General features: G+C 36.5%; 13 protein-coding genes. 12 read left to right on the forward strand and 1 reads right to left on the reverse strand.

What is annotated here, in order from left to right:
* Window positions 1–10 precede the first annotated feature (10 nt).
* The 7 genes from HNR31_RS06885 to HNR31_RS06915 are packed head-to-tail and all read left to right on the forward strand — an operon-like array spanning window position 11 to window position 6,756.
* A complete protein-coding gene (locus tag HNR31_RS06885; protein ID WP_044746280.1) occupies window positions 11–1,006 on the forward strand; it encodes an NAD-dependent 4,6-dehydratase LegB in 996 nt (331 codons plus the stop codon).
* Window positions 1,003–2,175 (forward strand): LegC family aminotransferase, encoded by a 1,173-nt coding sequence (locus HNR31_RS06890; RefSeq protein WP_181555513.1) that lies wholly within the window; start codon window positions 1,003–1,005, stop codon window positions 2,173–2,175. The genes HNR31_RS06885 and HNR31_RS06890 overlap by 4 nt, the downstream gene beginning before the upstream one ends.
* On the forward strand, window positions 2,168–3,325 hold the full coding sequence (gene neuC, locus HNR31_RS06895; RefSeq protein WP_181555514.1) for a UDP-N-acetylglucosamine 2-epimerase: 1,158 nt from the start codon (window positions 2,168–2,170) through the stop codon (window positions 3,323–3,325). Before HNR31_RS06890 ends, neuC begins: the two co-directional genes overlap by 8 nt.
* Window positions 3,322–4,392, forward strand: coding sequence for an N-acetylneuraminate synthase (gene neuB / locus HNR31_RS06900; RefSeq protein ID WP_181555515.1), 1,071 nt, complete (start codon window positions 3,322–3,324; stop codon window positions 4,390–4,392). The genes neuC and neuB overlap by 4 nt, the downstream gene beginning before the upstream one ends.
* Entirely contained in the window at window positions 4,392–5,024 is a 633-nt protein-coding gene (locus tag HNR31_RS06905) for an acetyltransferase (protein ID WP_181555516.1), read from the forward strand. The genes neuB and HNR31_RS06905 overlap by 1 nt, the downstream gene beginning before the upstream one ends.
* The gene (locus tag HNR31_RS06910; protein WP_181555517.1) at window positions 5,021–6,070 is read left to right on the forward strand and encodes a nucleotidyltransferase family protein; all 1,050 of its coding nucleotides are present in this window, start codon (window positions 5,021–5,023) and stop codon (window positions 6,068–6,070) included. Before HNR31_RS06905 ends, HNR31_RS06910 begins: the two co-directional genes overlap by 4 nt.
* Window positions 6,067–6,756, forward strand: a complete 690-nt coding sequence (locus tag HNR31_RS06915) for an acylneuraminate cytidylyltransferase family protein (protein ID WP_181555518.1) — start codon at window positions 6,067–6,069, stop codon at window positions 6,754–6,756. Before HNR31_RS06910 ends, HNR31_RS06915 begins: the two co-directional genes overlap by 4 nt.
* Window positions 6,757–6,891: 135 nt before the next feature.
* On the opposite strand, the gene HNR31_RS06920 is transcribed toward HNR31_RS06915, so the two are convergent.
* Window positions 6,892–7,701 (reverse strand): flagellin N-terminal helical domain-containing protein, encoded by an 810-nt coding sequence (locus HNR31_RS06920; RefSeq protein ID WP_181555519.1) that lies wholly within the window; start codon window positions 7,699–7,701, stop codon window positions 6,892–6,894.
* A gap of 135 nt (window positions 7,702–7,836) precedes the next feature.
* Between HNR31_RS06920 and flaG the strand changes: the two genes are divergently transcribed.
* The 5 genes from flaG to hpf all read left to right on the forward strand — a co-directional run bounded on the left by flaG (window position 7,837) and on the right by hpf (window position 11,606).
* Window positions 7,837–8,184, forward strand: coding sequence for a flagellar protein FlaG (gene flaG / locus HNR31_RS06925; RefSeq protein ID WP_220129430.1), 348 nt, complete (start codon window positions 7,837–7,839; stop codon window positions 8,182–8,184).
* A 15-nt stretch (window positions 8,185–8,199) separates the two neighbouring features.
* Complete coding sequence (locus tag HNR31_RS06930) at window positions 8,200–9,774, forward strand: flagellar hook-associated protein 2 (protein WP_181555520.1); 1,575 nt, start codon at window positions 8,200–8,202, stop codon at window positions 9,772–9,774.
* 40 nt (window positions 9,775–9,814) lie between these two features.
* Window positions 9,815–10,213, forward strand: coding sequence for a flagellar export chaperone FliS (fliS, locus tag HNR31_RS06935; protein WP_181555521.1), 399 nt, complete (start codon window positions 9,815–9,817; stop codon window positions 10,211–10,213).
* The gene (locus HNR31_RS06940; RefSeq protein WP_181555522.1) at window positions 10,213–10,566 is read left to right on the forward strand and encodes a flagellar protein FliT; all 354 of its coding nucleotides are present in this window, start codon (window positions 10,213–10,215) and stop codon (window positions 10,564–10,566) included. The genes fliS and HNR31_RS06940 overlap by 1 nt, the downstream gene beginning before the upstream one ends.
* 491 nt (window positions 10,567–11,057) lie before the next feature.
* Window positions 11,058–11,606 carry a ribosome hibernation-promoting factor, HPF/YfiA family gene (gene hpf / locus HNR31_RS06945; RefSeq protein ID WP_181555523.1) on the forward strand — a complete coding sequence of 183 codons (549 nt, stop codon included), beginning with the start codon at window positions 11,058–11,060 and terminating at the stop codon, window positions 11,604–11,606.
* Window positions 11,607–11,777: the final 171 nt, after the last annotated feature.

The following is an 11,777-nucleotide window of genomic DNA, read 5'->3' on the forward strand; positions in this document are numbered from 1 at the left end:
TGATGCAGCAATGAAAATTTTAGTTACTGGTGCTGATGGATTTATCGGCTCTCATTTAACAGAAGAACTTGTCCGCCAAGGATATGATGTAAAAGCTTTTGTTTATTACAACTCTTTTAATTCATGGGGATGGTTAGATACCTCTCCGGAAAGTATAAAAAAAGAATTAGAAGTATTTGCTGGGGATATTCGCGATCCGCATGGTGTAAAAGAAGCGATGAAAGGATGCGATGTTGTCTTACATTTAGCGTCTTTAATTGCGATTCCTTATTCTTATCATTCACCTGATACATATATCGATACGAATATTAAGGGGACATTAAACGTTCTTCAAGCAGCACGGGAATTGGATATTCAAAAAGTTGTTCATACATCCACAAGTGAAGTGTATGGGACGGCACAATACGTACCAATTGATGAAAATCATCCGCTTCAAGGCCAGTCTCCATACTCTGCTTCTAAAATTGGGGCGGACCAAATGGCAATCGCTTTTTATCGTTCGTTTGAAACGCCTGTTGCGATTATTCGGCCTTTTAACACATATGGCCCAAGACAGTCAGCTCGTGCAGTCATTCCGACGATTATTACACAACTCGCATCTGGTAAGCGGAAAATCAAACTTGGTTCGCTTCATCCAACACGTGATTTTAATTATGTAAAAGATACAGTAAATGGTTTTATTTCTGTTATGAAGCATGATCAGTCAATCGGTGAAGTGATTAATATCGGTAGCAACTTTGAAGTATCGATTGGTGAAACAGCACAGCTTATTGCTGAAATCATGGGTGTCGATATTGAAATTGAAACAGATGATGCTCGGATTCGCCCGGAAAAAAGTGAAGTAGAAAGATTGTGGGCGGACAATTCGAAGGCCAAAACTTTACTGGGCTGGGAGCCTAAATATGGTGGAAAAGAAGGATTTAAAAGAGGCTTAAAAGAAACAATTGAATGGTTTACAGACGAAAGAAACTTATCTCAATATAAGGCAGATGTGTATAACATATGAGAGATGTTTTATTAGAATTAGCTAAAAAAATTAAAAACATGTGTCCAGAGAAAGACTTTATACCATTGCATGAACCAATATTCACAGGAAATGAAAAAAAGTATGTAGCTGATTGTATTGAGACAGGCTGGGTATCTTCTGTAGGGAAATATGTAGATGAATTTGAACGATTATTAGCGGAGTTTACTGGTGTAAAAAGAGCGGTTGCTGTTGTGAACGGAACCGCCGCCCTTCATATTGCTTTAAAGATTGTTGGGGTTCAGCCAAATGATGAAGTGTTAATTCCTTCGTTAACCTTTGTGGCAACTGGGAATGCAGTTGTTTATTGTGGGGCTGTTCCGCATTTTGTGGATGTCTCAAAAACAACATTAGGTATTGATCCATTTAAGCTTGAAGATTATTTAAAAGATATAGCGATAGTAAAAAATAATGTTTGTGTAAATAAACAAACCGGTAAAATCATTCGAGCGGTTGTTCCGATGCATACATTTGGCCATCCTGTTGATTTAGATCCATTGTTAGATATATGTGAGCGATGGAATTTAATCATGGTTGAAGATGCCGCGGAATCGCTAGGTTCCTATTATAAAGGGATTCATACAGGAAATTTCGGAAAAGCTTCTGCCATGAGTTTTAATGGGAACAAAATTATTACAACCGGCGGTGGAGGAGCAATTTTGACGAATGATGAGAAACTGGCAGATTATGCGAAGCATCTTACTACTACTGCCAAACTCCCTCACCGCTGGAAATATGAACATGATGAGATAGGCTATAATTATCGTATGCCCAATATAAATGCAGCATTAGGATGTGCACAACTAGAACATTTAGAAGATTTTATTGAAAAGAAACGCCAACTTGTTAATAAATATGAGCAACTCATAGAAGGGCATCATGGAATTAAATTGTTTAAAGAGCCTGAGTTTGCGAAAAGCAATTACTGGCTGCAAACATTAATTTTTGATGAAAAAATTTATAACATAGATGAGGTTTTGGAAACGTTAAATAACCATAACGTGATGTCCAGGCCTGTATGGAAGCCGTTACATCTGCTGACACATTTTCAAAACTGTCCAAAAGCTGATTTATCGATTACAGAACAATTACAGTATCAAATTGTAAATGTTCCTAGTAGTCCATACTTAGGAGAAGATGCAGATGAATAAAAGAAAAATATGTGTTGTAACAGGTACAAGAGCAGAATACGGTCTTTTATATTGGTTAATGAAAGAAATACAGTCGGACCCTGATTTAGAACTGCAAATTATTGCGACAGGCATGCATTTATCTCCAGAGTTTGGATTGACCTATAAGCAAATTGAGGAAGACGGTTTTGTGATTAATGAAAAGGTCGAAATGCTGCTATCTAGCGATACACCGGTAGGAATTGCCAAATCCCTGGGGTTGGGGACAATTGGATTTGCAGATTCTCTAAATCGATTAAAACCTGATATTTTAGTCCTATTAGGGGACCGGTTTGAAATATTAGCAGCGGCTCAAGCGGCGATGATTGCCAGAATACCAATTGCCCATATTCATGGTGGGGAAGTAACTTATGGCGCGTATGATGACGCCATTCGACATGCGGTAACAAAAATGAGTTATCTTCACTTTGTAACGACTGAAGAACATAGGAAACGAGTTATTCGATTAGGAGAGCATCCGAATCGAGTCTATAACGTGGGAGCACCGGGAATTGAAAACATTATGAAATTGCAATTGCTGTCAAAAAAGCAATTAGAAGAGTCACTGGGAATTTATTTAGAAGAGCCTATTTTTTTAATAACCCACCATCCAACAACATTAAGTACCAATCCAATTGAAGGTATTGAAGAACTTTTAGAGGCGCTAAATAATTTTAACAATGCAACTATGATTTTTACAAAAGCCAATGCAGATGACAATGGGAGAAGGATAAACAACTTGATTGGCTTGTATGTGAGTAAAAAGCCAAATAAAAGAAAAATTTTTGATTCACTGGGGCAGTTACGCTATTTAAGTTTACTTAAATATGCTAGTGTTGTGATTGGAAACTCTTCTAGTGGTCTTATAGAGGCGCCTTACTTGAAAACTCCTACAGTCAACATTGGTAGTAGGCAAAAAGGAAGAATTAGACCAGACTCTGTTTTTGATTGTAATCCAGATGTTAAAGAAATAACAGAGACAATAATTAAGGCGTTAAATTATGAATTTAAAAGAGATAGTGAATATAAAATTTTTGGAAACGGTGAAACTTCTCAACGAATATTAGAAGTTTTAAAAAATATAAATATCAAATCAGTGGCAAAAGAATTTTATGATGGAGAGATCCTATGAAACAAACATTTATTATCGCTGAAGCCGGAGTTAATCATAACGGTTCGTTAGACTTGGCCTTTCAACTGGTGGATGCCGCAGTAGAAGCCGGTGCTGATGCGGTTAAGTTTCAAACCTTTAAAACCGAACATTTAGTTATAAAATCAGCACAGCAGGCAGAATATCAAAAAAAGAATATGGGAAAATCCGCATCACAATATGAAATGCTGAAAAAGCTGGAGTTAAGTTATGAGGGCTTTAAAAAGCTAAAGCAATATTGTGATGAAAAAGATATTATGTTTTTGTCTACACCTTTCGATTTAGAAAGTGTAGATTTTTTAATTCAACAATTGGAATTGAATGTTATAAAAATACCATCTGGCGAAATTACAAATGCTCCATATTTACATAAAATTGCATTGCATGGTGTCGATGTGATTTTATCGACAGGAATGGCTACAAAGGAAGAAATTCATCATGCACTAGCGTTTTTAGCTTACGGCTTTGCGAATAAAACGGATGTTTCATTTGATAAAGTAAAACGTTTTTATCAAACAGATGAAGCAAAAATGTTGCTGCAAGAAAAAGTAAGCATTTTACATTGTACAACAGAATATCCGACACCATACGAAGATGTACATTTGAATGCAATGGATGATATGAAAGAAGAATTTAATCTTTCTATTGGATTATCGGATCATACAGAAGGAATTGTTGTTCCTATTGCCGCAATTGCCAAAGGGGCGAAAATCATCGAAAAACACTTCACGTTAGATAAGACATTGCCAGGTCCAGATCATAAAGCTTCATTAGAGCCAAATGAATTAAAGGAAATGATTCAATCCATTCGAATCATTGAAAAAGCCCTTGGTGAGAAGCAAAAAAGACCGACGCAAACAGAGCTGAAAAATAAAGAAGTGGCAAGAAAAAGTTTAGTTGCGGCTAAACCAATTAAAAAAGGAGAAGTATTTACCTTTGATAATCTAACGGTAAAGCGGCCTGGAACAGGAATCGAACCATACTATTATTGGGATTATATCGGACAAAAAGCGCAAAAAGATTATGAAGAAGATGAGGTTATAACGTAATGTGCTCTAAACCGGTGATTATTATTGGAAATGGCGGGCATGCGCGAGTATTGATTGACATTCTATTAATGCAAAAACGAGAGATAATAGGTTATACGGCACCTACAGAAGAAAATAATCGATACAATGTCACTTATTTAGGTAAAGACGAAGAAATATTAAAATATGATCCGCAAGAAATTGAACTGGTTAATGCTCTCGGTTCTGTGTCTGATACGAGGCACCGAGCAAATATTTTCAACATTTTTAAATCAAAAGGTTATACGTTTTCTACCATCATTCATCCTTCAGCGATTATTTCAGATACGGTTATATTAGGTGAAGGTGTGCAAGTCATGGCAGGTGTCGTTATTCAACCATTTGCTAAAATTGACGATAATACTATTGTAAACACCTCAACTAGTATAGACCACGATTGCTGTATAAGTAAACATTGTCATATTGCACCGGGATGTGTTTTATCCGGTGGAGTTTTTGTTGGAGAGGGAACCCATATAGGTACAGGGACAAAAATTATTCAAAATGTTACAGTCGGAAAAAATGTGTTAGTAGGTGCAGGCTCCTTGGTTTTAAGAAGTGTTGGCGATAATAAGAAAATTTATGGCAGTCCTGCTAAGGAAGTGAGCAAATGAGAAACTGGAAAGAATTGTTGGTATCTCCTTCTACATCTATTATCGAAACGATGAAAAATATAGACCAAACCGCTGCTCAAATTGCTTTAGTAGTGGATGATGATTTTCGGCTTTTAGGTACAGTGACGGATGGGGATATAAGAAGGGGAATTTTAAGAGGCATTTCACTTGATGACCAAGTATCGAAAGTCATGAATAAAAATCCGATTACAATGAAAAAGGGAGCATCGAAGCAGGCAATCAAAAGGATGTTTCAAGAAAAAAAACTACGTCAGCTTCCCATTTTGAATAAAAATAATCAAGTAGTAGACGTTATTTTCTCAGATGTATTATTTGATTCAGCTTCTTTTGATAATTGGGTTGTTTTAATGGCAGGGGGATTAGGCACCCGTCTTCGTCCTTTGACAGAACACATACCCAAACCGATGTTAACAGTTGGCACCAAACCGATTTTGCAAACGATATTAGAAAGTTTTATTGAACATGGGTTTCATCAGTTTTACTTTTCCGTCAATTATAAGCGCGAAATAATAAAGGAATATTTTAGTAATGGTTTGGAATGGGGGGTAAATATCCAGTACCTTGATGAAGATCAAAGGCTAGGTACTGCCGGAGCGCTTTCTCTTTTTACTGAGAAACCAACAAAGCCTATTATCGTTATGAATGGAGATATTTTAACAAAAGTAAACTTTCAGCAGCTTCTGCAATTCCATGAAGAAAATGATTCTGTAGCAACGATGTGTGTACGAGAATATCAACATCAAGTACCTTATGGAGTGGTGAGAACAGAGGGAACAAGACTTTGCTCGATTGAAGAAAAACCGATTGAACGTTATTTCGTCAATGCAGGAATATACGTACTAAACCCAGAAGTACTAGAATTAATACCCAAAAATACATACTTTGATATGCCGTCTCTGTTTGAATTACTAATAAGTCTAAAAAAGAAAACAAACGTGTTTCCTATTCGAGAATATTGGTTAGATATAGGTAAAACACCAGATTTTGAAAAAGCTAACTTGGAGTTTTCGGAGGTCTTTGGATGATTAATGATAAAAAAATTTTGGCGATTATCCCTGCTCGAGGTGGTTCGAAAGGAATTCCGAAAAAAAATATCAAATCTCTTAAAGGAAAACCGTTAATTGCGTGGACAATAGAAGAAGCGAAAAAGTCCCGCTTTTTAGATAAAATTATTGTTTCCACCGATGATGAAGAAATCATGAATGTTGCAAAAAAGTGGGGAGCTGAAGTCCCGTTTTTAAGACCTTCAGAATTGGCTCAAGATGATACACCTGGTATTGCCCCGGTGCTGCATGCTTTAGGTTATTTTTCGGATTATGAATATGTTGTCGTCTTGCAGCCCACATCGCCTTTAAGATTAGCAGAAGATATTGATGAAGCCATTTATTTATGTGAAAAAAACAAAAGTAATTTTTGTGTGTCTGTTACCGAAAGCAAGACTATACCAGATTGGATGTTTCATATAAATAATCAAGGGATGTTAGAACCTTTAAATAGTAATAGAGAAATCCCTTATCAAAGGCAAAAGGCCAAAAAAACTTATGTTCTTAATGGAGCAGTATATGTAGGAAGAAGAGAGTCATTAATTGAAAAGCAGTCATTTTTAACTCCTGAAACTATTCCATATATTATGCCAAATACTAGATCTATTGATATTGACAATATAGATGATTTTGAATATTGTGAATATTTATTAGGTAAAACTAAATAAATATGTATTACTTGGCTACTTGTGACTGGTAAAAACGGTCTTTTTTCCTTTCTAAGAAAATTCCATTTTTCATATCCTCACTTTTGTATCTGTTTCTTGCAAAGAAGAGGCACTCATTTACAAAGTGCCTCTTTTTTACGCAAACAGCTCCAATATATCCTTTATATTACGATTGACGTGCGAAATAAGCAAATAATCTCCCTGTTGTCGAATGTTTTCGCTTATGTAGTTCATCATCTCGCGGGCGATGTTCGTATCTCTCAGTAAAGATTCGGATGCGGTTAAGTTCCCTTCTTTTAACATGGCGTTATTTAAGTGATGTTCAATCGCCTCGTAATCACTGCCGACGTTTGTTAAATCATTTGTTACCTTTTTAAGTGCATTGTCCACTTTTGCGATAAGCTGTTCAGCATCGGTTTGCGTTAATAACGTTGCTCCGTTTAGTCCAAGGCTTGTTGTACTTGTATCAACCATGTCAACGGCAATCGTTTGGCCAGGATTTGCTCCAACTTGTAATCTTAATGGTCGATTTTCCCCGAGAATTTTCTGTGTATTAAACTCAAGTTTTTCAGCTGTATCATCAATTGCTTGTAATAATTGTTCCAATTCTTTTTGGCTGGCGGCGCGGTCGCTCGCATTTAGCGTATCATTTGCATTTTGTACGGCTAACTCCCGAATCCGCTGCAGAAGGTTGTTCACGTTCATTAATCCTTCTTCAGCCGCCTTTAAAACAGAAAGACCATCTTGCATATTTCTTTGCGATTGCGCTAATCCTCTTATTTGTGCCCTTAACGTTTCTGAAATACTTAACCCTGCAGCATCGTCACTCGCCCGATAAATTCTTAAGCCTGAAGAGAGCTTATCTAAAGTTTTTGTCAAACTTGTGACATTGCGTTGATAGCGATGGATGGAAAAGGAAATCATTGATTGATTTTGTATTTTCATAAGTTCACCTCACTCTCTTTTTGGTTCGTTCATTTTATATATCGACTTTTTCTTGCAAAACTAAATACGGCTATTTAAAGATTCTAGATAAAGCCGATATAAAAAATAAAGAAGTGATTCAGGAGGAAGTCGATAATGAAAATCACAAACTCATTGCCGTTGCAGGAAGCTTCTGTTTCTCAACCTTCAAAAGAAGACCCGGATTTGATACAAAAAATTATGGAACAACAGAGCGACCGTAATGAAGATATACAAGTATCGAAAAAGAAAGTAGAAGAAGCGACTGACAAATTGAATCATTTTTTGGAAACTCAAAACCGTTCACTTAAATTTGTTTTGCATGAGGAATTAGGTGAATATTACGTGCAAGTCATTAATTCTGAGACAAAAGAAGTGATACGTGAAATTCCTCCTAAGAAGCTGTTGGATGCGTTTTACACAATGCAAAAATTTCTTGGTATGATTGTCGATGAAAAGATTTAGAAAGGAGCGGGAAATATGGCAACCATGAGAATTAGTGGTCTGGCGAGTGGTATGGATATTGATAAGATTGTGGGAGATTTAATGAAAGCCGAGCGAATTCCGCTTGATAAATTGTATCAGAAAAAACAAATTTTAGAATGGCAGCGCGATGACTATCGGGATATTAACAAGCAATTAGCTGATTTCGATACATATTTATTTGACAACTTTATGTTGTCCAGTAATTTTTATAAAAAAACGGCTACTTCGTCTAACGAAGGGGCTTTGACTGTGAAAGCCACTAGTTCCTCATATGATTCAACAAATACGATGACAATTTCTCAACTGGCAACAGCCGCTTCTGGTGTTTCCGCTGCAGTGTCAGGTGCTTCCTCTACTACAACACTTGGTGAGAGAGGGTTGGCAGCTGATACTACGATCACGATTGCTGCTCTTCAATCAGACGGAACATACAAAGAAGAAGCCATTACTTTTAAAACAACCGATACGTTGGCGGATGTGGCGAAAAAGCTGAATCAGTCTGGTCTTAATATTAATGCCATTTTTGATGAAGGCTCGAAAAAATTAGGAATTTCTACACGGGCAACCGGTACAGCGGATACCGACACCATTGATAAGGCAGAGGTTTATGTGAAATCTGCAACAGGTGATGATATTTTTGCTACTATCTTTGGTTTTAGTACGGGAAATGACCAAAATGGTAACGCGGGAGTCACTTCTTTGGCGAATGGCGGAAAAAATGCAAAATTCACTTTAAATGGATTAGAAATGGAAAGACAGTCGAATACATTCACTATTAATGGAATCGAATATACATTGAAAGCTGTCACTTCTAATCCAATCATGATTACTTCTTCAACTGATGTTGACGGCATGATTGCAAAAATTGAGGAGTTTGTGAATAAATATAATGAATTAATCGGTTCATTAAATGATAAAATAAATGAAAAACGTTATCGCGATTATCCGCCTCTTACAGATGAGCAAAAAGCAGAAATGACAGAAAAACAAATCGAGTTATGGGAAGAGAAAGCAAAGAGCGGGTTACTTCGCGGTGACTCAATTATTTCCAATGGATTATCACAAATGCGCCGCGACTTATATAGCCGAGTAGATGGTATCGGTACGAATGTTATTGATAGTCTTTCTGAATTCGGAATTACAACAACAAGCGACATCACTCAAGGTGGGAAGCTTGTAATTGACAAGGACAAGCTCCGAGCAGCTCTTGAGAGTGACCCGGATAAAGTTGTCAAAACATTGACTCAAAGTGGTACAATAACAAAAGATTCCAATGGACAAATTACTTCTGACACACGCGGCATTGTACAACGCCTTCGCGATACGATAAAAAGTATTACTCGAAATATTGAGAAAAAAGCAGGTAAACCGACGCTTACAGAAAATCAATATTCACTCGGAAAGCAATTAAACGATGTTGCGAGCCAAATTTCAGATTTTCAACGTCGTCTTCAAGATATTGAAGATCGTTATTGGAAACAGTTCACAGCAATGGAGGAAGCGATCCAACGAGCGAATCAACAATCAGCGTTTTTAATGGGCCAATTTGGCGGAGGCATGCAGGGCTAATAAGATGATTTTATTTTTATTAATGAGGAGATGTTAACACATGGTTACTCAGCAGTTTCATCAAGTTTATCAACAAAATAGCGTGAGTACCGCTTCGCCGGCTGAATTGACGTTAATGCTGTATGATGGCTGTTTGAAATTTTTAAACAAAGGCAAGCAAGCGATGCGTGAAAATAATATACAAGAGCGAAATACAAACTTGCAAAAAGCACAGAGAATTATTCAAGAGCTCATGGTGACACTGAACCAAGAATATGAGATTGCCAAACAAATGATGGTCATGTATGAATATATGAATCGTCGTTTAATTGAAGCGAATATTAATAATGACCTTTCAATCGTAGAAGAAGTAGAAGGATTTGTAACGGAATTTCGTGATACATGGAAAGAGGTCATCCGTTTAAATCGACAAAAACAATTTAAAGGAGACCGAGTTTAATGGATTTGGTCGAGGAACTTGCTTCATGTTCAGAAAAACTGCTAAGTATTCTTCAGCATTCAGCTATTGGGCGTGAAGTACAAATAGAACAAATTAACGAATTGCTCACTAAACGAGAATCGATCATTGAAAAGTTAAAGCAGGCAAAAACGAACGATTTAGAGAAGCATCCAAAAGCTGCTCAAATCGTTAAGATGGAGCAGGAAATTAAAAAAGGGTTACATCAATTATTTACACTCATTAAAAAGAATATAAAAGAACTAAATGAGAAAAAACGTTTCCATCAATCATATGTAAATCCATATACTCATTTACAAACAGTTGACGGGCGCTTTTATGACAAACGAAGATAGTATGGTAAGATAACTAAAAGCAAAGTGTGTATAGATTGAGAGAATAAAAGAGGCTGTCTCTTGATTTTCCTCCTGTCAAGTAGCCAGTGGAAAAATAAGTGTAAACCTGAATCTGGTATTCTACCGGATTCAGGTTATTTAATTTTCACTGAAATCTTTCTTGATTATAAAAGTAAATTACTCTTTATCACTTGGCCAATGTTTAGATGACTTTGTTGGGAACATATTTAAATAATGAAGAGGAATTACAATATGCAGCTCACTCATCGGCCAAACACTCCAATGCAATAGTAAAAATACATTATAATATCCTTTTAATACCATAATATAACGTAATGAAACGGCATATCTATATAGTACAGCTCTTACATAGGTAAAATTAATTATTATTTCACAAAATTTTCACGAAATCATTCGACGTTTAAAGAAGGATTTTGTAGGAGATTGTAGAAGTATAAAACATAGCTTCTATAAAAGGAGGAGTTCATCGTATGAAGTACAACATTCGCGGTGAGAACATTGAAGTAACTCCGGCTTTGCGTGAGTATGTTGAGAAAAAAATTGGGAAGTTGGATAGATATTTTGATAACACAGATGATGTACATGTATATGTGAATTTGAAAGTATATAATGATAAACAAGCAAAAATCGAAGTAACGATTCCAATGCCGCAATTATTGTTGCGAGCGGAAGAACGTCATGATGATATGTATGCAGCGATCGATTTAGTGAGCGATAAGTTAGAACGACAAATTCGTAAACATAAAACGAAAGTGAATCGCAAACTGCGTGATAAAGAATCCAAATACGTATTTGCTTCTAGTGAGATTCCAGTTGCGACTGCAGAACATGAAGAGGAAGAATTCGAGATTGTGCGTACGAAGCGATTCAGTCTAAAACCGATGGACAGCGAAGAAGCGATTTTGCAAATGAATATGCTCGGCCATAATTTCTTCATATTTACCAATGCGGAAACAAATCGCACGAATATCGTGTACCGTCGCAAAGACGGAAAATATGGGTTAATTGAAACAAACTAACAACAGTGCAATAAGGTCCGGCCCCTCTGTTCAGAGGGGAGTGGGACCTTTTTGTAAGTAGGCACATCCAGCGAATTGAAGTGACCCCTGTCAAGTAGACAGGAATAAAAAAGAACATTTAAGCAGCCTGAGTCCTATATTCATAAGGACTCAGGTTGTTTAATTTTTTTT

Source organism: Thermaerobacillus caldiproteolyticus, assembly GCF_013761245.1.
In the GTDB taxonomy this organism is placed as follows: Bacteria; Bacillota; Bacilli; order Bacillales; family Anoxybacillaceae; genus Thermaerobacillus; species Thermaerobacillus caldiproteolyticus.